General features: G+C 65.4%; 24 protein-coding genes. 8 read left to right on the top strand and 16 right to left on the bottom strand.

Features of this window, described 5'->3' with window-relative positions:
• Positions 1-75: 75 nt before the first annotated feature.
• Positions 76-1,140: a 2Fe-2S iron-sulfur cluster-binding protein gene (locus AC3A35_RS06905; RefSeq protein WP_487435236.1), complete on the top strand. Its 1,065-nt coding sequence runs from the start codon at positions 76-78 to the stop codon at positions 1,138-1,140.
• Here the strand turns inward: AC3A35_RS06905 and AC3A35_RS06900 are convergent.
• From AC3A35_RS06900 to AC3A35_RS06870, 7 genes are all read right to left on the bottom strand, one after another.
• Complete coding sequence (locus tag AC3A35_RS06900) at positions 1,131-1,325, bottom strand: YjfB family protein (protein WP_487435235.1); 195 nt, start codon at positions 1,323-1,325, stop codon at positions 1,131-1,133. The two genes, AC3A35_RS06905 and AC3A35_RS06900, sit on opposite strands and share 10 nt — an antisense overlap.
• Before the next feature lie 100 nt (positions 1,326-1,425).
• Complete coding sequence (locus tag AC3A35_RS06895) at positions 1,426-1,911, bottom strand: YajQ family cyclic di-GMP-binding protein (protein WP_487435234.1); 486 nt, start codon at positions 1,909-1,911, stop codon at positions 1,426-1,428.
• A 20-nt stretch (positions 1,912-1,931) separates the two neighbouring features.
• Complete coding sequence (gene ppnP / locus AC3A35_RS06890) at positions 1,932-2,255, bottom strand: pyrimidine/purine nucleoside phosphorylase (RefSeq protein ID WP_487435233.1); 324 nt, start codon at positions 2,253-2,255, stop codon at positions 1,932-1,934.
• Between the two features lie 14 nt (positions 2,256-2,269).
• Positions 2,270-2,500, bottom strand: a complete 231-nt coding sequence (locus AC3A35_RS06885) for a DUF2788 domain-containing protein (RefSeq protein ID WP_487435232.1) — start codon at positions 2,498-2,500, stop codon at positions 2,270-2,272.
• 40 nt (positions 2,501-2,540) lie between these two features.
• Positions 2,541-3,770: an argininosuccinate synthase gene (locus tag AC3A35_RS06880; RefSeq protein ID WP_487435231.1), complete on the bottom strand. Its 1,230-nt coding sequence runs from the start codon at positions 3,768-3,770 to the stop codon at positions 2,541-2,543.
• 68 nt (positions 3,771-3,838) lie between these two features.
• Positions 3,839-4,774 carry an ornithine carbamoyltransferase gene (gene argF / locus AC3A35_RS06875; RefSeq protein ID WP_487435230.1) on the bottom strand — a complete coding sequence of 312 codons (936 nt, stop codon included), beginning with the start codon at positions 4,772-4,774 and terminating at the stop codon, positions 3,839-3,841.
• Between the two features lie 19 nt (positions 4,775-4,793).
• Positions 4,794-5,966 (bottom strand): acetylornithine/succinylornithine family transaminase, encoded by a 1,173-nt coding sequence (locus AC3A35_RS06870; protein WP_487435229.1) that lies wholly within the window; start codon positions 5,964-5,966, stop codon positions 4,794-4,796.
• A 232-nt stretch (positions 5,967-6,198) separates the two neighbouring features.
• Here AC3A35_RS06870 and AC3A35_RS06865 point away from each other — a divergent pair, with 232 nt between their 5' ends.
• Positions 6,199-6,489 (top strand): DUF3579 domain-containing protein, encoded by a 291-nt coding sequence (locus AC3A35_RS06865; protein WP_487435228.1) that lies wholly within the window; start codon positions 6,199-6,201, stop codon positions 6,487-6,489.
• 315 nt (positions 6,490-6,804) lie between these two features.
• Here AC3A35_RS06865 and rpsT read toward each other — a convergent pair whose 3' ends face one another.
• Complete coding sequence (gene rpsT / locus AC3A35_RS06860) at positions 6,805-7,071, bottom strand: 30S ribosomal protein S20 (protein WP_487435226.1); 267 nt, start codon at positions 7,069-7,071, stop codon at positions 6,805-6,807.
• A 151-nt stretch (positions 7,072-7,222) separates the two neighbouring features.
• On the opposite strand from rpsT, the gene murJ reads away from it, so the two are divergent.
• Together murJ and AC3A35_RS06850 are read left to right on the top strand one after the other, a co-directional pair.
• Entirely contained in the window at positions 7,223-8,761 is a 1,539-nt protein-coding gene (gene murJ / locus AC3A35_RS06855) for a murein biosynthesis integral membrane protein MurJ (protein ID WP_487435378.1), read from the top strand.
• Between the two features lie 79 nt (positions 8,762-8,840).
• Complete coding sequence (locus AC3A35_RS06850) at positions 8,841-9,470, top strand: YbhB/YbcL family Raf kinase inhibitor-like protein (protein ID WP_487435225.1); 630 nt, start codon at positions 8,841-8,843, stop codon at positions 9,468-9,470.
• On the opposite strand, the gene ggt is transcribed toward AC3A35_RS06850, so the two are convergent.
• The 8 genes from ggt to AC3A35_RS06810 form a co-directional block, all read right to left on the bottom strand.
• Complete coding sequence (gene ggt / locus AC3A35_RS06845) at positions 9,471-11,207, bottom strand: gamma-glutamyltransferase (RefSeq protein WP_487435224.1); 1,737 nt, start codon at positions 11,205-11,207, stop codon at positions 9,471-9,473.
• A gap of 76 nt (positions 11,208-11,283) precedes the next feature.
• Positions 11,284-12,531, bottom strand: a complete 1,248-nt coding sequence (locus tag AC3A35_RS06840; RefSeq protein WP_487435223.1) for a 6-phosphofructokinase — start codon at positions 12,529-12,531, stop codon at positions 11,284-11,286.
• A 99-nt stretch (positions 12,532-12,630) separates the two neighbouring features.
• Positions 12,631-13,284: an adenylate kinase gene (adk, locus tag AC3A35_RS06835; RefSeq protein WP_487435221.1), complete on the bottom strand. Its 654-nt coding sequence runs from the start codon at positions 13,282-13,284 to the stop codon at positions 12,631-12,633.
• Positions 13,285-13,387: 103 nt separating this feature from the next.
• Positions 13,388-14,155 carry a 3-deoxy-manno-octulosonate cytidylyltransferase gene (gene kdsB / locus AC3A35_RS06830; RefSeq protein WP_487435220.1) on the bottom strand — a complete coding sequence of 256 codons (768 nt, stop codon included), beginning with the start codon at positions 14,153-14,155 and terminating at the stop codon, positions 13,388-13,390.
• A gap of 8 nt (positions 14,156-14,163) precedes the next feature.
• Complete coding sequence (locus AC3A35_RS06825) at positions 14,164-14,352, bottom strand: Trm112 family protein (protein ID WP_487435219.1); 189 nt, start codon at positions 14,350-14,352, stop codon at positions 14,164-14,166.
• Positions 14,333-15,346 (bottom strand): tetraacyldisaccharide 4'-kinase, encoded by a 1,014-nt coding sequence (gene lpxK / locus AC3A35_RS06820; protein ID WP_487435217.1) that lies wholly within the window; start codon positions 15,344-15,346, stop codon positions 14,333-14,335. Before lpxK ends, AC3A35_RS06825 begins: the two co-directional genes overlap by 20 nt.
• A gap of 7 nt (positions 15,347-15,353) precedes the next feature.
• Entirely contained in the window at positions 15,354-15,776 is a 423-nt protein-coding gene (locus AC3A35_RS06815; protein ID WP_487435216.1) for an ExbD/TolR family protein, read from the bottom strand.
• Positions 15,777-15,783: 7 nt separating this feature from the next.
• Entirely contained in the window at positions 15,784-16,392 is a 609-nt protein-coding gene (locus AC3A35_RS06810; RefSeq protein WP_487435215.1) for a MotA/TolQ/ExbB proton channel family protein, read from the bottom strand.
• Positions 16,393-16,681: 289 nt separating this feature from the next.
• On the opposite strand from AC3A35_RS06810, the gene xseA reads away from it, so the two are divergent.
• The 4 genes from xseA to tal all read left to right on the top strand — a co-directional run bounded on the left by xseA (position 16,682) and on the right by tal (position 20,819).
• Positions 16,682-18,049, top strand: coding sequence for an exodeoxyribonuclease VII large subunit (gene xseA / locus AC3A35_RS06805; RefSeq protein ID WP_487435214.1), 1,368 nt, complete (start codon positions 16,682-16,684; stop codon positions 18,047-18,049).
• A 161-nt stretch (positions 18,050-18,210) separates the two neighbouring features.
• Positions 18,211-18,795 (top strand): superoxide dismutase, encoded by a 585-nt coding sequence (locus AC3A35_RS06800; protein WP_487435213.1) that lies wholly within the window; start codon positions 18,211-18,213, stop codon positions 18,793-18,795.
• 153 nt (positions 18,796-18,948) lie between these two features.
• Positions 18,949-19,698, top strand: a complete 750-nt coding sequence (locus tag AC3A35_RS06795; RefSeq protein ID WP_487435212.1) for a pseudouridine synthase — start codon at positions 18,949-18,951, stop codon at positions 19,696-19,698.
• A 41-nt stretch (positions 19,699-19,739) separates the two neighbouring features.
• On the top strand, positions 19,740-20,819 hold the full coding sequence (gene tal / locus AC3A35_RS06790) for a transaldolase (RefSeq protein WP_487435211.1): 1,080 nt from the start codon (positions 19,740-19,742) through the stop codon (positions 20,817-20,819).
• Positions 20,820-20,882 lie beyond the last annotated feature (63 nt).

The raw sequence follows: 20,882 nt of genomic DNA, 5'->3' as shown, positions 1-20,882 counted from the left end.
TAACGGCAGGTGGATGCACGGCAGCATCCACCTGTTCCTTTTGGTCGGCGTCATCCATAAGAAAACGAGCCCCCCATGCAGAAGATCAAACTCCACCCCTCCGGCCGCGAAGTCGAATGCCAGGGCAGCGACACCGTGCTCGGCGCCCTCGAACGCGCCGGCTATGCGCTGCCCAACAACTGCCGCGCCGGCGCCTGCGGCGAATGCAAGGTAAAGGTGCTGTCCGGCCATTTCGACCAGGGCATGGTGCTCGACATGGCCTTGTCGCAGGAGGAGCGCAAGCAGGGCTACGGCCTGATGTGCATGGCCAAGCCGCTGTCACCGGAGCTGGTTATCGAGTGGGGCACGGAGGACGCCAAACCCAAGCTGTTTCCGCCACGCGAAGATCAGCGCTTCGTATTGGTTGACCGCATTGCCCGCACGCCCCACATCATCGAGTTGCATCTGCGCCCGGTCGGTCAGGTGATGCGCTACTGGCCGGGGCAATACGTGACCCTGGGCGACGAGCGCGCCGGCGCACCCGCACGCTGCTATTCAATCGCCAACGCGCCGCGGGTGGATGGCGAAGTGGTACTGCAGATCACCCGAGTGGACGATGGCAAGACCAGCCGCTGGGCGCACGACGACGTCCGGCTGGGCGACGTGGTGAAGCTCTCCGGCCCTTACGGCACCTTCATCGGCGACCTCGCGGTGGACTCGCCGGTGCTGTGCATGGCTTCCGGCTCGGGCCTGGCACCGATTCTGGCGTTGACCGAGGCCGCACTACGCCGCGGCTATCGCAAGCCCGTGACCTTGATGTTCTCTGCACGCACGGTGGACGACCTGTACGACTCCGGCTTGATGCGCTTCTGGGAAACCAAGCACCGCAACTTCAGCTACAAGCCCAGCCTGACCCGCGAAACGCGTGACGGCTACCTGCATGGACGCCTGCCCGATGTGTTGCCACAGGCATTCAAGGATCTGTCACAGCACAGCGTGTTTGTGGCCGGCAATCCGGACTTCGTGGCCGCATGCGTAGCCGTGGCGAGATCATTGGGTGCGCGCGAGGACATGATCCACACCGAGGGCTACTTCGGCCAGGCCCAGCCGGAGACGGCACCGGCGAGCCACCTGGTCGGCAGCTGCTCCGCTCAGGCGTAGGTATCGATCACCCCACCCACGCTACCGACCGGCGCAGGTGCAGGTTGCGGCAAGGCTTCGAGCAACTGCAGCGCGCCCTGCTGCTGGATGTCGAGCGCCATCTTCAGGACCGCGATCGAAACCTGCTCGCGCAACTGGTTGGCCGAGTTTGCGCTGGCGGCTGCAGCGATCGATGACACGTCCATGAACGAAACTCCTTCCACGACCGGGTGAAGCACTCGGTCACGCCGGGTTAACGGCCGCTTCCCGCAGAACTTGAGTCGTGCTCATCCCGGTCGGCGCCCTTCAGTCCCGGAAATTGCCGAACTGGAGCGGGAAATCGGTCACGTCCTTTTTCACCAATGCGATGGCATCCTGCAGGATGTCGCGCTTGGCGCCGGTGACGCGCACCGCGTCGCCCTGGATGGCGACCTGGACTTTCATCTTGCTGTCCTTGATCAGCTTGACGACCTTCTTGGCCAGATCCTGCTCCACGCCGACCCGGACCTTGATTTCCTGCTTGACCTTGTTGCCGGAGATCTTCTGCACGTCGCCGTAATCGAGGCACCGCACGTCGACCTTCTTCTTGGTCATCTCGGGCAGCAGAATGGCCTTCATCTGGTCGAGCTGAAAATCGCTGTCGCCCCACAGGGTGATGAGCTTGTCGCCCAGATCGACCTTGGCGCTGGTGCCCTTGAAATCGTGGCGACCGGTAATCTTGCTGTTGGTGACCTCGATCGCATTGCGCAGCGACGGCTGGTCGACCTCGGACATGATGTCGAAAGACGGCATGACGGGCCTCGCTTGGATGATCAGCCGAAATGGCAGATGTAGTGATACGGCTCGCCCGACACCTCGATGTCGAAGCTCGAGTTGCCCGGTACGTCGTAGGACTCGCCGGCACCATAGGTCTTCCACTCCGCTTCGCCTTTCAGGCGCACACGGCAGCTGCCGGCCACGCCCTCCATGACTTCCGGCGCGCCGGTGTTGAAGGTGAGTGTTGCCGGCAGGATGACGCCGACCGACTTGCCGGTGCCGTCGGCAAAACGCACGCTGTGGCTGACGCACTTGCCGTCGAAATAGACATTGGCCTTGGTGGTGACGGCCACGCCGTCGAGCTTTTCGGTGATGCTCATGAAAGCCTGGTTCCTTATTCGATACCCATGATTTTCTGGATGAAGCCCTTGGCGACGAAGCCGACAAAGCCCAGCCCGAGCGCGAGAAACATCCACACGGTTCCGTACTTGCCGGCCTTGGATTCGCGGGCCAGGTTACCGATGATGAACAGCATGTAAAGGATCAACGCGGTCAGGCAGACGGTGAGGGAAATCTCCTCGAACTCTGCAATCGTCAATCCGAAAATCAGTACGTCCTTGTCCATCACCGGTGTTCCGAATGTACCCGCCAGCGGCGGGCGGGGGTCAGCCGCGCCTGGCCTTGGCGTTGGCCGCGATGCGCATGCGCAGTGCGTTGAGGCGGATGAAGCCGTGTGCGTCCTTTTGATTGTAGGCGCCCTGGTCGTCCTCGAAGGTGGCGATCGTCGGGTCGAACAGCGAATCGGTTTTCGAGTCGCGTCCGGTGACGATGACGTTGCCCTTATAGAGCTTGATCCGCACCCAGCCATTGACGGTCTGCTGGGTATTGTCGATCAGCGCCTGCAGTGCCAGGCGCTCGGGACTCCACCAGTAGCCGTTGTAGATCATGCTCGCGTAGCGCGGCATGAGGTCGTCCTTGAGGTGGGCGACTTCACGGTCGAGCGTGATCGATTCGATGGCGCGATGGGCCTTGAGCAGGATGGTGCCGCCCGGGGTCTCGTAGCAGCCGCGGCTCTTCATGCCGACATAGCGGTTTTCCACAAGGTCGAGCCGGCCGACGCCGTGCTTGCCGCCCAGTTCGTTGAGTTTGGCCAGCACTTCATGGGCCTTGAGGCGGCTGCCGTTGATCGCGACCACGTCCCCTTTCTCGAACTCGAGGTCGATGTATTCGGCCGCATCGGGTGCGGCTTCGGGTGACACCGTCCACCGCCACATGTCTTCCTCGGCCTCGGCAGCCGGGTTCTCGAGGTGACGACCTTCGAACGAGATGTGCAGCAGGTTGGCGTCCATCGAGTAGGGCGAACCGCCCTGCTTGTGCTTCATCTCGATCGGGATGCCGGCCTTTTCGGCATAGGCGAGCAGCTTCTCGCGCGACAGCAGGTCCCACTCGCGCCACGGCGCGATGACCTTGATGCCGGGCATGAGTGCGTAGTAGCCCAGTTCGAAGCGGACCTGGTCGTTACCCTTGCCGGTGGCGCCGTGCGACACGGCGTCGGCGCCGGTGGCGCGGGCGATGTCGATCTGGCGCTTGGCGATCAGCGGCCGGGCGATGGAGGTGCCGAGCAGGTATTCACCCTCGTACACGGTGTTGCAGCGGAACATCGGGAACACGAAGTCGCGGACGAACTCTTCGCGCAGGTCGTCGATGAAGATGTTCTCCGGCTTGATGCCGAACTTGAGCGCCTTCTGGCGCGCAGGCTCGAGCTCTTCGCCCTGACCGAGGTCGGCGGTGAAGGTAACCACCTCGCACTGGTAGGTGTCCTGCAGCCATTTGAGAATTACCGAGGTATCCAGCCCGCCCGAGTAGGCGAGCACTGCTTTCTTCACATCGCTCATCGTCTTGTCCAGTCTTGGTGCCGGGTCGCTTCGTGGGCGTCCGGCGGTTAGCAGCAGTTTCGCGTCAGTCAGTTTGCGCCTTCGTCCCCGACGCGACCGAGTACGAGATATTCCATCAATGCCTTTTGCGCATGCAGGCGATTCTCCGCCTCGTCCCACACCACCGACTGCGGGCCGTCGATCACCTCGGCAGTCACTTCTTCGCCACGGTGCGCCGGCAGGCAGTGCATGAAGACCGCGTCGGCCGCGGCCACCGACATCATCTCGGCATCGACGCACCAGTCGGCAAAGGCCTTCATCCGCTCTTCGTTCTCGGCCTCGAAGCCCATCGAGGTCCACACGTCGGTGGTCACCAGGTGGGCGCCCTTGCATGCCTCGAGCGGATCGGCGAACTGTTCGAAGTTGGCGGTGCCGTACAGGCCGGCGCGCTCGGGCTCGACTTCGTAGCCCGGCGGGGTCGACACATGAACATTGAAGTCCAGCACCTCGGCCGCCTGCAGCCAGGTGTTGCACACATTGTTCGAATCCCCCACCCAGGCCACGGTCTTGCCCTTGATGCTGCCGCGGTGCTCGATGAAGGTGTAGATGTCGGCCAGAATCTGGCACGGATGATATTCGTTTGTCAGCCCGTTGATCAGCGGCACCCGGGAATTGGCCGCGAAGCGCTCGATGATCTCCTGCTCGAAGGTGCGGATCATGACGAGATCGCTCATCCGCGAGATCACCTGCGCCGCGTCCTCGACCGGCTCGCCGCGCCCCAGTTGGGAGTCGCGGGTATTGAGGTAGATGGCCGAGCCGCCGAGCTGCTGCATCCCGGCCTCGAACGACAGCCGGGTGCGGGTGCTGGCCTTTTCGAAGATCATCACCAACGTGCGGTCGAACATCGGATGATACGGCTCGTAGTTCTTGAACTTGTCCTTGATCCACTTGGCACGCCCGAACAGATACGCGTACTCGTCCGCGGAGAAATCCTTGAACTGAAGATAGTGTCTGGGTGAAGTCATGGGCAGATCGCCTTTGCCGTCACTGCGACAGGAAGTCGCGAATCAGCGGTGCGAGCGCATCGACCAGAGCCCGCGCATCGACGCTGGTAAAAATCAGCGGCGGCAGAAGACGCACCACGCGCTCGGCCGTCACGTTGATCAGCAGTCCCGCATCGAGACCGCGCGTCACCAGTTCGCCGCACGGACGATCGAGTTCGACGCCGATCATCAGCCCGCGTCCGCGGATATCGACCACGCCGCGTACGCCCTTGAGCGCCTCGGCCAGGCCGCTGCGAATCTCGTCGCCGACCTGAACGGCCTTGTCCATCAGTCCATCGTCGGCAATCGTGTCGAGCGTCGCCAGCGCCGCCGCGCAGGCCAGCGGATTGCCGCCGAAGGTCGAGCCATGATTGCCGTGTCCGAACAAGCCGGCGGCACGGCCGGAGGTCAGGCAGGCGCCGATCGGCACGCCCGAGCCCAGCCCCTTCGCCAGCGTCATCACGTCGGGACGCACGTCCGCATGCTGCCAGCCGAACCAGCGTCCGGTGCGGCCAAGCCCGCACTGCACCTCGTCGCAGATCATCAGCCAGCCCCGCTCGTCGCACAGCGCGCGCAGTTCGCGCTGGAATGCGTCGTCGGCGATGTTGATGCCGCCCTCGCCCTGGATCATTTCGAGCATTACTGCAACCACGTTGTGGTTGTGCTCGGCCAGATGACGGATGGCCGCGATGTCCTTGTACGGAACCCGCACGAATCCCGACACCAGCGGCTCGAAACCGGCCTGCGCCTTGCGGTTGCCGGTGGCCGACAGGGTCGCCATGGTGCGGCCATGAAAGGCGTTTTCCATCACCACGATCGTGGGCAGTTCGACGCCCTTCCGGTGCCCATGGAAACGGGCAAGCTTGATTGCCGCTTCGTTCGCCTCGCAACCGGAGTTGCAGAAGAAAACCTCGTCCATGCCTGACACTTCCGTCAGTCGGTCGGCAAGCCGCTCCTGCAGCGGAATCCGGTACAGATTGGAGGTGTGCATTACGCGCGAGGCCTGCTGCGAAATGGCACGGACCAGGCGCGGGTGATTGTGCCCGAGGGTGGATACCGCGATACCAGAAAGCGCATCCAGATAGCGCTTGCCCGTTTCGTCGTGGAGCCAGACGCCGTCGCCGTGGGTGAATGCCACTGGCAATCTGGCGTAGGTGTTCATGACATGGGACATGGAAAACCCCGATCAGGATGGACCAAAAACGCGCACGGCGGCAGATGCCGCCGTGCAGGAACGAGGGTGGATCTTAAGCCAAAACAGGGGCAAATGTACATATCGGCGGGCGCTTGACCGTCCCCCGCTCCGCGGTCAACGCCGTTGAATTCTGCTAGAATCCGCCCCGTCTCGAGCGGCGCCCGGCAAAACCGGCCAGCCACCACCCCCCGTAGCCGACATGGCGTGACACATGAACCAGAAGATCGAGAGCTTTGTCATCATCGGGGTGACGAGGGAAGGAAAAACGTTTCGTCCCAGCGACTGGGCGGACCGGCTATGCGGCATCATGTCGGCGTTCGGCGCCGATTGCCGCATGACGTACTCTCCCTACGTGCGCCCCGGCTGCACCCTCACGGGCCAGAAGACAGTCATGGTCGATGCCCGTCTTTACGACATCGAGCCCCTTGCGTACAAATTCATGGTGAATTTTGCCAATGACAATGGGCTGCAGATGGAGCCGATCAGCGACGATCAGTTCTGAACCAGGTCATCGAGCGTCACCAGGTCCGCCCGTAGGGTCGACTTCAGTCGGCCGCATACGCCCAACCCGGCACTGGCACCCGAACCATCTCCTGCGGCGGATTGAAACCTGCCCGAAACCCGATGAACGCTCCCCCGCGGGGCCGCCCAGTTGGCCACAGGTGCCGGGCTTCGCACTGGTGCTCGCATGATCTGCGGCGGACTGAAGTCCACCCCACGGCGGCTGTATCACGAACGCCGGCATAAAAAAAACGGCGACCACGAAGTCGCCGCTTGTTTCACGCGGCCCGCACGGGCCGCAGCATCACCCGCTCAATCAGACCGCCATTGCCTTGACGGCAGCAGACAGACGGCTCTTGTGGCGAGCAGCCTTGTTCTTGTGGATGATCTTCTTGTCGGCGATGCTGTCGATGGTGCTCATCGAGATGCGGAAGACCGACTGCGCAGCAGTCTTGTCACCGCCTACGACGGCCTTGCGCACGGCCTTGATCGCAGTACGCAGACGCGAACGCAGGCTGGCGTTGTGGGCGCGGGCCTTGGTCGCCTGACGTGCGCGCTTGCGAGCTTGTGCCGAGTTGGCCATAAATATGATTCCCGTTAGATTGGTGGTTCTATGAAGCCCGCGATTTTAACCACTAAGCACGATAGATGCAAGCAAAAGGCGCGCATAAAGTGCCGCGCCGGTGCCGGGGCCGGCTATCATGCCGCCTTTGATCCCGCGCAATCCCTTCCGCATGAACCTGCTGCGCGCCCTCGCCACCGTGAGCGGCATGACCCTGCTGTCACGCATTCTCGGCTTTGTCCGCGACTTCGTCATTGCACGTGCCTTTGGCGCCGGCATGGCGACCGACGCCTTCTTCGTTGCCTTCCGTCTGCCCAACCTGCTGCGCCGAATGTTTGCGGAGGGCGCGTTTTCGCAGGCCTTCGTTCCCATCCTCGCCGAGTACAAGAACAAGCAGGGCACCGAGACTACCCGCCATCTGGTCGACCGCGTCGCCACCCTGCTCGGGCTGGTGGTCGCGGCGGTGGCGCTGTTGGGCGTGATCGGCGCGCCGCTGATCATCCACGTCTCCGCGCCCGGATTCTCGGCCGACGCAGACAAGTTCGCGCTCACCGTCGAACTGACCCGCATCACCTTCCCCTATATCCTGTTCATGGCCCTGGTGGCACTCGCCGGGGGCATCCTGAACACCTGGAGCCGGTTCGCGATTCCGGCATTCACCCCGGTGCTGCTCAATCTTTCCTTCATCGGCATGGCGCTGTTCGCCGCCCCATGGTTCGATCCGCCGGTGCTGGCACTGGCGTGGGCGGTGTTCATCGGCGGCGTGCTGCAGCTTGCGCTGCAGATCCGCCCGCTGCTGAAGATCGGCATGCTGCCGCGATTCCGGGTGGACTGGTCCGATCCCGGGGTGCGCCGCATCCTGAAGCTGATGGCCCCGGCCATCCTCGGCGTCTCGGTGAGCCAGATCTCGCTGCTGATCAATACCATCTTCGCCTCCTTCCTTCAAAGTGGTAGCGTCTCGTGGCTGTATTACGCCGACCGGCTGATGGAATTCCCGGCTGGGCTGCTGGGCGTGGCGCTGGGCACCATCCTGCTGCCGAGCCTGTCGAAACTGCACGCCGACCAGGACCCGCACGCATTCTCGTCCTTACTGGACTGGGGGCTGCGCCTGACCCTGATGCTCACCCTGCCAGCCGCACTCGGGCTCGCAATGCTGTCGGTCCCGCTGATCACCACCCTGTTTCACTATGGCGCCTTCGCCGCGAACGACGTATTTCAGACCCGCAATGCGCTGCTGGCGTACAGCGTCGGACTGACCGGCATGATCCTGGTAAAGGTGCTCGCCCCCGGCTTCTACGCCCGCCAGGATATCCGCACCCCGGTGAAGATCGCGCTGGTGACGCTGGCAGCGACCCAGTTGATGAACCTCGCTTTCATCGTACCCTTGCGCCATGCCGGGTTGGCGCTGTCGATCGGCCTCGCGGCGTGCCTCAACGCCACCCTGCTGTACCACGGCCTGCGCCGGCGCGGGGTCTATATGCCGCAGCCGGGATGGGGTCGCTTCTGGCTGAAGCTGATCGCCGCACTGGTCGTGATGGGTAGCGTGCTGTGGTTCGGCGCCCACGCCGAGGCGGTCTGGCTGGCTCGCAGCGGCCTCGAACGGGTCGCGTGGCTGGCCGCAGTGGTTGTGGCCGGTGCCCTCGCCTACTTCGCCACCCTGCTTGCGCTCGGGTTTCGCCCCCGCGATTTTCGTCGCCGGGCGGCCGGCTGAGAATCCGTACCGATGAACTGTACTCGGCCGCATGTGTCGCTAGAATCAGAACAGTCCATCACCCCGGAGGAGATCCGCCATGAAACTGAGCAGCCATAGCATCACGAACGGCGGCCGCATCGCCGGCGAGTTCGCGTTCTGCATCCCGGCCACCGAAGGCCATGCCTGCCTCGGCGCCAACCGTAATCCTCATCTGACGTGGTCGGATGTGCCCGACGGCACCCGTTCGTTCGTGCTGATCTGCCACGACCCGGACGTCCCGAGCCGGGGCGACGACGTGAACCAGGAGGGACGCACCGTGCCGGCCAGCCTGCCGCGGGTCGATTTCTTCCACTGGGTGCTGGTGGACATCCCGGCGAACATGGACGAGATCGCGGCCGCCAGCTTTTCCGGCGAGGTGACCCCCGGCGGCAAACCAGGGCCGGATGCCGCCTACGGCACCCGCCAGGGCGTCAACAACTTCACCGAGTGGTTTGCCGGCGACGAATCGATGGGCGGCGACTACCACGGCTACGACGGCCCCTGCCCGCCATGGAATGACGCGCTGCTGCACCACTACGTGTTTACGCTGTATGCGCTCGACATCGGGCGCTGCGCGGTCGAGGGGCGCTTTGGCGGTCCCGAGGTGCGGGCCGCGATCGCCGGTCATGTGCTGGCCGAAGCCACCCTCACCGGCACCTACAGCCTGAACCCTGCCGTCGAGCGCTGATCAGTATCCCGCGGCCACGCCCTCGCGCCGGGGGTCGGCCGCCCCCGCCCAGCCCTGTGGCGTGCGCACCACCAGACTGATGCCACTGGTCAGGTCGCGCAGTGCCGTCTGGTGGCCGAACAGACCGAGGCGCGCGGCCAGGTCGCGACCGGCGGCCGAATTCTCGACTTCGGTCGGCCCGTTGCGACTGCCGACATGGGGCCGCAGCAGCAGCGCATCCGGCGCCATCCGCCAGTCGATCAGGCCAAGCACTGCACTCGCCACGTAATTGATGATCGCACTGCCGCCCGGAGAGCCGAGCACCGCATGGAGCCGGCCATCGGCGGCGAACACCAGAGTCGGCGCCATCGAACTGCGCGGGCGCTTGCCGGGGCCGACCCGGTTGGGATGGGGACCGCGTTCCGTGTTCGGCGCGAAGGAAAAATCGGTCAGCTGATTGTTGAGCAGCATGCCACGCACCATACGCCGGCTGCCGAACGCATCCTCGATCGACGCCGTGAGCGCTACCGCGTTCCCTTGCGCATCGACGATGGAAAGGTGGGTGGTGGCGGCCAGCTCCGGGCTGGCCAATCCGTTCGCCGCAGCGCGCTTCGTCGGCTCGCCGGCCGCCGCCGTGCCCATGCTCGAATCGAGCTGGATCCGCAGCGCGCGACGCGCAAGGTAAGCGGAGTCGAGCAAGCGGGCCGGCGCTACCGGCATCGCGCGCGGGTCACCGTACCAGGCGTCGCGGTCGGCATAGGCCAAGCGCCCCGCTTCGGCGAACAGGTGAGCGGCAAAGGCGCTGTCGGGGTCGATTTCGTCCAGCGCAAAGCGCGACAACAGCCCCAGCATCGCCAGCACCGTTCCGCCGCCGGAACTGGGCGGCGGCATGCCACAGATCCGCCAGCCACGATAGGTGCCACACAGGGCCTCGCGCTCGATCACCCGATAGCGCTCGAAGTCCGCTTCCGACAGGTGACCAGGATTGGGCGAAGCGCCCACCGTACGCACGATGTCGGCCGCGATGTCGCCGCGATAGAAGCCCTCGACGCCTTCGGCGGCGAGGCGGCGGAGCACCGCCGCCAGCTCGGGATTGCGCAAGCGCGCACCCACCGCAAGCGGCGCCCCCGCAGCGTCATGAAACACCCGACGGGCCCGTTCATCGGCGTCGAGGAAGCGGTCGCGGGCGATCAGCGCATGCAGCCGCGGCGACACCGGAAACCCTTCGTCGGCCAGGCGAACCGCGGATTCGAACAGGGTCGCCCACGGCAGGCGGCCATGACGTCGATGCGCCTGCGCCAGCAGCAGCGGCAACCCGGGCACCCCCACGGCACGGCCGCCAATTGCCGCGGCGTGAAAGCTTGCCGGCGTGCCCGCTTCGTCGATGAAGAGCGCATCGTCGACCGCTACCGGCGCGGTCTCACGGCCGTCCCAGGCCGTCACCCTGGCGCGTGCGGCATCGAAATGAAGCAGAAACCCACCCCCTCCCAGGCCGGACGACTGGGGCTCGACCACGGCAAGCACCAGCGCAGCGGCCACCGCGGCATCGGCGGCATTGCCCCCGCGGCGCAGGACTGACAACGCCGCTTCGCTGGCATGGCGGTTGGCGGTCACGACCATGGCGTGGCGCGCAATGACCGCGGGCCGCGGATGAAAACCGGTCGATGCCTCGGGCTGGGCGGGACTCTGGGCCGCAAGCAGCGACGGCGCCGTCAACACTGCCAGCAGCAGGGTCCGGCAAGCAGCAACCAGGCTCATGACCACACCTCCGCAATGTATCGACCAATCGATCGCCACCGAACCCGATGGCGCGACGCCAGCGCCCGATCACGCCTCAGCCCGTGTAGGGCGTGAGCATTTTCGCCAACAGCGGGCGGTCGAGGACGAAATGATCGGGCAATCCGTCAACGCAGGGAACGGCAATCTCGCCGGCGATCAACGGGCGCAGGTAGTTTCTGCCTGCCGCGCTCACCTGCATGCCGTCCGCGGCGATGAACGCCCTCGGCACCCGGCGCTCGAGATTGGCGACCCCGAAGGCGTCGACCGGGACCACATCCCAGGCATAGGGAGCGTCGCTCAAACGCCTGATCGAGGCCATCGCACCGTCGCGTCCGGCGAGCGCAAAGTCGACTGCGGCGCGCCCGACGGCCAGTGCCTGCGCGTGATCCGTCGCGGAAACCCAGTGCCCGGCCGCGCGCTGGAGATAGTCGGGACTTGCGTAATGATGTTTGTAGCCAAACCGGTCATACACCAGCCGGGCGATCGACTCGCCGGCACCGCCGAGCTGGACGTGACCCCTGGCATCGCGGCCCTGCTCCATCACCAGCGTCCCGTCCGCGCGCCGGATTCCTTCGGCTACGGTCACGGCGCAATAGCCGAGGCGCTCGACCACCTCCTGCACCCGGGAGAGGAAGGCGGTCTCGTCGAACGCCACTTCGGGAAGCAGCACGATATGCGGGGCCTCGTCGGGATGGCGGGCGGCCAGGGCCGTGGCCGCTGCCAGCCAGCCGACGTTGCGTCCCATCACTTCCATGACGAACAGACTGCCTTTGCGGCCTGCCATGGCGGCCACATCGAGCCCGGCCTCGCGCATCGAGGTCGCCAGATATTTGGCCGCGGAACCGTAGCCGGGGCAACAGTCGGTGCCTTCGATGTCGTTGTCCACGGTCTTCGGCACGCCGACACACACCAGAGGGTACGAACGGCGCCGGGCGGCGGCGGAAAGCCGGCCGATCAGTTCCATCGAGCCATTGCCGCCGTTATAGAGCAGGGCGCCGATGCGGTGGGCGTCGAGCACCGCGAACAGGCGGTCGTAGAGCGCCGGCTGTTCGTCCTCGACCGGCAGATCGAAGCGGCAGGAACCGAACGCGCCGCCCGGCGTATGCGCGAGAGCAGCGGTGTCGAGCGCGGCCGTGTCGTACAACTCCTCCGCGAGCACGCCGAGGATGCCGTGACGTGCCGCCAGCACCCGGTGAACACGGTCGGGTCGAGCGCGCGCGGCCTCGATCACGCCGGCGGCACTGGCGTTGATGACGGCAGTGACGCCACCGGACTGCGCGTAGAGCAGATTCATGGAACGCATTTCCTGGCTACAAGCGGCATTCGGGGCACCGCTCACAAACAAAGACGCGGTCGGCACCGCATGACGGCACCGACCGCGTCGAGCACAACGGTGAAATGCTTACTTCAGGGCTTCAAAAGCGCGTGCGGTAATTTCGTCGACGGCACCGAGCCCTGCGATCTTGCGCACCTTGGGCGCATCGGCCGCCCCGGAGTCCGCCCACTTGCTGTAATACTCGACCAGGGGCTTGGTCTGCGCATGATAGACGTCGAGACGCTTCTTGACCGTCTCTTCCTTGTCGTCATCACGCTGGACCAGATCCTCGCCGGTCACGTCGTCCTTGCCCTCGACTTTGGGCGGGTTGTACTTGACATGGTAGGTGCGCCCCGAGGGGAGGTGCGCGCGGCGCCCGCTCATGCGCTCGACGATTTCGCTGTCCGGCACGTCGATCTCGAGCACGAAATCGATCTTCACGCCGGCGTCCTTCATCGCGTCGGCCTGCGGAATGGTGCGCGGAAAACCGTCGAACATGTAGCCGGACTTGCAGTCGTCCTGCTGCAGACGATCCTTGACCAGGCCGATGATGATGTCGTCGGACACCAGGCCACCCGAGTCCATCACCTTCTTGGCCTCGATGCCGAGCGGCGTGCCGGCCTTGACCGCAGCCCGCAGCATGTCGCCGGTGGAGATCTGCGGAATGGCGAATTTCTCCTTGATGAAGTTCGCTTGCGTGCCCTTGCCGGCGCCCGGCGGTCCCAACAGAATCAGCCTCATACACCCTCCCGGAATTGCGGCCGCCTTTCGGCGACATCGTTTTTGATTGAAGGCCGAAACTTAACCGACAAGTCCCGACCGGTCAAACACCATCATGAAACCCTCACCCGGCGGCGAAAACCGCCCTGACCCGGGCCAGATCCTCCGCGGTATCCACCCCGGCCGGCGGCGCCGCATCGAGGCGCAAGACCCGGATCGGAAAACCGTGCCACAAGGCACGCAACTGCTCCAGCGCCTCCCACTGCTCGATCGGTGCGGGGGCAAGCGTCGTGTAGCGCTTGAGGAAACCGACCCGGTACGCGTAGAGCCCGACGTGACGCAGCATCGGCAGGCCCGCAGGCAGCAGGTCGCGGCGCTCGGCCCAGTCATCGCGAGCCCACGGAATCGGAGCCCGGGAAAAGTACAGCGCACGCTCGCGTGCATCGCACACCACCTTGACCACGTTCGGATTGAATACTTCGGCCGGATCGTGGATCGGATGGGCCGCGGTGGCGATCGCGGCCTCGGCGTCATCGGCCAGGGCCTGCGCCACGGCCGTCACCAGTGCGGGATCGATAAGGGGCTCGTCACCCTGCACGTTCACCACGATGTCGTCGTCGGCCCAGGCCAGCGTCGTCGCCACTTCGGCCAGACGATCGGTGCCGCTCGGGTGGTCGGAACGGGTCATCAGCACCTTGCCGCCGGCGGCAAGCACCGCGTCGCGCACCGCGTCGTGATCGGTGGCCACCCACACCTCGCTCGCGCCGGCCGCCTGCGCCCGTTCGAGCACGCGCACGACCATCGGCTTGCCGCCGATATCGGCCAGCGGCTTGCCCGGCAGGCGGCTCGAAGCGTAGCGCGCAGGGACGACGGCACGAAACACGGCAGTCATCGCCAGCCCTAGCGCAGCGCGTCGACTTCTTCGGCGCTCATCACGCGCGCTTCGTCCTCGAGCATCACCGGGATGCCGTCGCGAATCGGGTAGGCCAGGCGATCCGGCTTGCACACCAGTTCACGCTTGTCCTTCAGGTAATCGAGCGGTCCCTTGCAGATCGGGCAGACGAGAATCTCAAGCAGTCTGGCGTCCATTGTCCAGTTTCTCCAGGATGCGTTCGGCGGCACCCGAACCGATTGTGGCCTGCACCGGAAACTCCCAGGCATTGTCAGGCGCGAAAGGCGCGCATTTTACCGCATCCTTGCTCGTCATCAGCTTTGCTTCGCCGGCGCCGAAGTCGAGATCGGCCGCCGTGTAGCGATGATGATCCGGAAATGGGTGCTCCACCACGTCCAGCCCCATTGCCCGCAGCTGGTCGAAGAAACGTTGCGGGCGGCCGATGCCGGCCAACGCATGCACGCGTCGTCCACAAAAAAAAGAGACCGGGCGCGACTCGTGCGGATCGCGCAGTGCGCGGAAGGAGCTCCCGGCGAGTTCCATGCCGACGACCGGAACCGCTCCGGCTGCCGCGCGCAGGTCTGCCGACAGGCTGCCATGCGCAATCACCAGATCGACCGTCGCCAGCCGGGAGGAAGGCTCGCGCAGCGGCCCGGCCGGCAGCAGCCGCCGATTGCCGAGGGTCGCTTCGTCCACCACCGCGATCTCGATATCGCGCGCCAGCCGGTAATGCTGCAAGCCGTCATCGGCCACGATCACGTCGCACTCGGGATGCGCCGCAAGCAGGGCGTGTGCGGCAGCAGGACGGTCGCGCCCGATCGCGACCGGACATCCGGTAAGGCGGGCAAGGAGGACCGGTTCGTCGCCGCACTGCGCAGGGTCGCTGCCCGCCACCACCAGCGCCGCGCCGTCGGCCGTCCCGCCGTAGCCACGCGATACGATCCCCGGCGACCAGCCCGCGACCCGCAACACCGACACCAGCCACTCGACTACAGGCGTCTTGCCGCTGCCGCCGACCGCAATATTGCCGACCACGATCACCGGCACCGGCAGGCGCACGGATTCCAGCCAGCCGGCACGGAACAGCGTGCGCCGCGAGGCGGCGGCGACGCCGAACAGCAGTGACACCGGCAACAACGCCCGCGCCAGCCCTTTTTGCTGCTGCCAGAAGGCCGGGGCTTGCGCAGCCATCGGGGTCTTAGCGCGAAGGAGACTGGGTGGCGAAGGTGATGTGGCCAAGACCGGCGCGTTGCGCCGCCTGCATCACGTCGACCACGCTCTGGTGCGCTGCCTTGGCATCGGCATTGATCACCACCACGGGGTCGCGCTGCGCCGACGGCGTCGCCTTGCCGAGCGCAGCTGCAATGCCATCGATCCCTTTCTCCGCGACCGGCTCGCCATTGACGATCACGTCTCCGGACGCGGTCACGGCGACCACGATCTCATTGCTCACCGGCTCGCTGCCCTCCGACTCGGCGGTGGGCAGATTGATCTCGAGCCCGCTGGTCTTGGTGAAGGTGGTGGTCAGCATCAGGAAGATGATGATCACCAGCACCACGTCGATCAGCGGAATCAGGTTGATCTCGGGCTCCTCCCGACGGTTGCCGCGGCGAAAGTTCATGATGTTTTCAGCCGCGTCGCTCGCCGTGCGCCACTTCGACCAGCTTGATCGCCTGCTGCTCCATGTCGATCACCAGGTCATCGACCAGGCGGCGGAAATGGCGCCAGAAAATGGTTGCCGGGATGGCGATGATGAGGCCGAGTCCGGTGGTGTAGAGCGCGATCGAGATACCCTTTGCCAGTTGCGCCGGATTGGCGCCGCTGACGCCCTGCGAGGCGAAGATGTCGATCATGCCGACGATGGTGCCGAACAGGCCGAGCAGGGGGCTGATCGCAGCGATGGTGCCGAGCGTGGTCAGGAAACGCTCGAGATCGTGCGCGACGGCACGCCCCGACTCCTCGATCGACTCCTTCATGACCTCGCGCGAACTTGCGACATTGCGCAGCCCCGCCGCCAGGACCCTGCCGAGCGGAGAGTGCATCGCCACCCGGGCCACCATCTCGCGGGAGGCACCGTGCTGGTGCAGATCGGCAATCACGTTCTCGAGCAGACCGACCGGTACCACGCGCGAGCGTCGAAGGGTGACCGAACGTTCGATGATCAGCGCGACGGCAATTACCGAACCAAACAACAAGGGCCACATGGGCCAGCCACCGGCCTGAATGATCGCGAACACGCGCACCTACCTCGAATCGCCAAAGGCGGAACTCTAGCCTTGCCCGCCATGCAGGGCAAGCCGACATGCGCTCAAGCAATCCACAGAAGCTGTGGATAAGTTTGTGGAGCAATCCGGAATGCAGGGCCGGATCCCGCTAACGGCGCGACTTTTCTTGCTCCGATGCAAAATTGTGCAACACAATTATACTTAAAAATCAAACACTTAAAATAAGCCTTTGTTCCATCAAGGACTTGCGAACCGGGCCTTGACAGCAAGGAAAGGCTGTGGATTCCGCTACAATGCAGCCATGCAAACCGATTTCGCGGGCCTCCCCGCCCCCACCGAAAGCCTTGCCGCTCAGGTCCTCAGCGTCTCGGCACTCAACCGGATCGCACGCGAGGCACTCGAGGCCGCGATTCCGTTGCTGTGGGTCGGCGGCGAGATCTCCAACCTGACCCGGGCCAGCTCGGGGCACCTCTATTTCACCCTGAAAGACGCACAAGCGCAGGTCCGCTGTGCAATGTGGCGCAATCGTGCCCAGTTGCTGGCCTTCCGTCCGGAGAATGGCATGCGGGTGGAAGCGCGGGCGCTGGTGACCCTGTACGAGGCGCGCGGCGACTACCAGCTCAACATCGAAGCGCTGCGTCCGGGCGGGATCGGCAACCTGTTCGAGGCATTCAACCGGCTCAAGGAAAGGCTCGCCGCCGAAGGCCTGTTCGATCCGGCACGGCGCCGGCCGCTGCCCCCCTACCCGCGTGCAGTCGGAATCGTGACCTCGCCCGCCGCCGCGGCCCTGCGTGATGTGATCGTCACCCTGCGGCGGCGCAGCCCCGGACTTCCGATCGTGCTCTACCCCGCTCCGGTGCAAGGGGTCGATGCCCCGGCTCGCCTGCTCGCGGCCCTGCGTGCCGCCGGCCTGCGCGCGACCAGCGATGGCGTCGAGGCGATCCTGCTGGTGCGCGGCGGCGGCAGTCTCGAAGACCTGTGGGCGTTCAACGACGAAGCGCTGGCGCGGGCAATTCGCGCCTGCCCGGTTCCCGTGATCAGCGGCGTCGGTCACGAGACCGATTTCACCATCGCCGATTTCGCCGCCGATCTGCGTGCGGCCACGCCGACCGGCGCAGCCGAGCTGGTCAGCGCGGGGTTTCACGCGGCGCCAGCCGAACTCGAGCGCCATGGGCGGCATTTGCAGCGGGCGATGCAGCGCCGGCTGGAAACCCTTGCCCAACGCCTCGATCGCGGCGCGCTGCGACTGGTGCATCCCCGCGAGCGCCTGCGCCGGGCCGATGCCACCCTGGTCGCGCTGGGCCAGCGTCTGGACCAGGCGATGCGCACGCAACTCGAACGGACACGCCACCGGCAGGCACAACTCGCGCTCCGCTTGCAGGCGCGACGCCCCGATCCGGCCCGGATGCGGCAGCAGCTCGATCCGCTCGGCGGCCGACTGCAGCGTGCCATCCGGTCCCGGCTCCAGAGCCGTGGGCAGCACCTCGACGCCCTCGCCGCCCACCTCCAGCACCTCGCCCCCGGAGCCGTCCTTGCGCGCGGCTACAGCATCACCCGCGACGCCGCCGGCAATATCCTGCGCTCGGCGACGGACGCGAACCCCGGCGACATGTTGGAAGTCCAATTGGCGGACGGCACCCTGGACAGTGTCGTCACCGGACGGCGCTGAAGGCGGGTCGGTCCGCTCACCGTGGTTTGCATGCCCGGCGGATCGGCATAAGATCATGCCCGGCAGGATTGTCACCCGGCGGCAATCCCGACTAGAATAGTCAAGCTTTGATTCAGCGCCAAACCTGTTTGGCATTTCATGAATACCGAAAGGAGAACTTGATGGAACACACTCTGCCCGCCCTGCCCTTTGCCAAGGACGCCCTGGCTCCGCACATCTCGGCCGAAACGCTGGAATTCCACTACGGCAAGCACCATCAAGCCTATGTCACCAACCTGAACAACCTGATCAAGGGCACCGAGTTCGAGAACCTCGATCTCGAAGCCATCGTCAAGAAGGCGCCGGCCGGCGGCATCTACAACAACTCCGCGCAGGTCTGGAACCACACTTTTTTCTGGAACAGCATGAAACCCAACGGCGGCGGCGAACCCAGCGGCGCGCTGGCGGACGCGATCAAGGCCAAGTGGGGCTCGTTCGATGACTTCAAGAAGGCTTTCGCCACTTCGGCGGTCGGCAACTTCGGCTCCGGCTGGACCTGGCTGGTGAAGAAGGCCGACGGCGCTGTCGACATCGTCAACATGGGCGCCGCCGGCACCCCGCTGACCACCGGCGACACGGCGCTGCTCTGTATCGACGTGTGGGAGCACGCCTACTACATCGATTACCGCAACCGTCGTCCGGACTTCGTCGCCACTTTCCTCGACAAGCTCGCCAACTGGGACTTCGCGGCAAAGAACTTCGCCTGATCCCGCCGCACGGCGGTCGGACCGGACACGACCCCACGACCGGGCCGACGGCTACGCAAGGGCACCTTCGGGTGCCCTTTTTCGTTCCGGGCCTCGCATTCGCCGCCGCGTCTTGCGACACTGGCGCCCGACCTTCCCGGAAACGCCACCTCGATGCTCGATGTCCTCTACCGCGACGATCACCTGATCGCAGTCCACAAGCCCTCGGGCCTGCTGGTACATCGCAGCCCGCTCGATGCACACGAGGAGCGGTTCGCGGTGCAGTTGCTGCGCGATCAGATCGGTCGCCATGTCCATCCCGCCCATCGCCTCGACAAAGGCACCTCGGGCGTCCTGCTGTTCGCCCTCGACCGCGACACTGCCGCCCGGCTCGGCGCCCTGTTCGAGACCCGGCAGGTGGCGAAATGCTACCAGGCGATCGTCCGCGGCCATCCCCCGGAATCCGGGGTCATAGACTATCCGCTGGTGCGCCGCTTCGATCCGGTGGAACGCATGACGACCACGGCCGACCTCACCCCGCAACCCGCGGTCACCCACTTTCGCCGGCTCGCCTGCGTGGAACTGCCGTACCCGGTGGATCGTTACCCCACCAGCCGCTATGCGCTGCTCGAACTGAGCCCGGAGACCGGACGCCGGCACCAGATCCGCCGTCACCTGAAACACATCTCGCACCCTGTCGTGGGCGACGCCACTTTCGGCAAGGGGCGCCACAACCGCCTGTTCCAGAGCCTGTTCGGCAGCCGGCGCCTGCTGCTCGCCTGTACCAGGCTGGCGTTCGTCCATCCGGTAACTTGCTGCGAACTGGCCGTCGAATGCCCTCCAGCCGACGACTTCGCCGAGGTCGCCCATGCGCTCGGCTGGGATTGCCCGGCACCGACGCTTTCGGCTGCGGGCGATTCATAGCAAAATAGGGGTCCGTTCCGTCAACACCGCATCGAGAGCTCATGAATCCGCTGCTGCAAGTCCGCGAACAGGGTCAGCAAATCTGGCTCGACAACCTCTCCCGCACCCTGCTCAACGACGGTCAGCTGGCCCGCCTGGTTGCCGAGGACGGTCTGGCCGGCGTCACCACCAATCCGGCGATTTTTCACAAGGCGATCGCCGGCGGGCGTTACTACGAAGACGATCTCGCGGCACTCAAGACGCAAGCGCTCAGTGCAGAGTCGCGCTACGAGCAGCTGGTGATTCCGGACGTGCAGCGTGCCTGCGATCTGTTGATGCCGCTTCACCGTGACAGCCAGGGGAACGCGGGCTACGTCAGCCTCGAGGTTTCTCCCGCGCTCGCCGACGATGCCGAGGGCACCGTGGCCGCCGGCCTGCGGCTCAGGGCTGCAGTGGATCGGCCCAATGTGCTGATCAAGGTTCCCGCGACCCAGGCCGGGCTGGTGGCGATCGAGCATCTCATCGGCGCCGGGGTCAGCGTCAATGTCACCCTCATGTTCTCGCTCGCCCATGTCGACGCCGTGGCTGCTGCCTATATGCGCGGCCTGGAGCGACTGCAGGCGGCGGGCGGTGATGTTTCCAGGGTGATGTCGGTCGCCAGCCTGTTCCTGTCGCGGGTGGACACTCTGATCGACAAACAGCTCGACGAGGCCGGCGGCGATGCGCTGGCCTTGCGCGGCAAGGCCGCCGTGGCAACGGCGCGGCTGGCCTACCAGCGCTATCGCGAGCGCTTTCACGGCCCCGCCTTCGCCGCACTGCGCGCGGCCGGCGCACGTCCGCAGTTCATGCTGTGGGCCAGCACCGGCACCAAGAACCCGGACTACAGCGATCTGCTTTATGTCGAACCACTGATCGGCGCGGAAACGGTCAACACCCTGCCCGACGGCACGCTCGACGCCCTGCGCGATCACGGCAAGGTGGCCAATACCCTGGAGCAGGACATCGACCAGGCGAAGGCCGTGTTCGATGGCCTTGCCCGCCATTCGATCGACCTGAACGCCGCGGGTGAAAAGCTGCAGGCGGACGGGCTGCGCCAATTCGCGGAAGCGTTCGCCAAGCTGCTGGAGCTGACCGCAGCGTAAAAACCGGCGTCGACTTCAACCCGGTCCGGCAGCCGGTCCAGGCACCGGTGGCCGACTGGAGTC

It is taken from the genome of Azoarcus sp. Soil_N_20, assembly GCF_057656155.1.
Note: the sequence above shows the minus strand (reverse complement) of the source record. Positions and strands in the feature narration are given on the sequence as shown.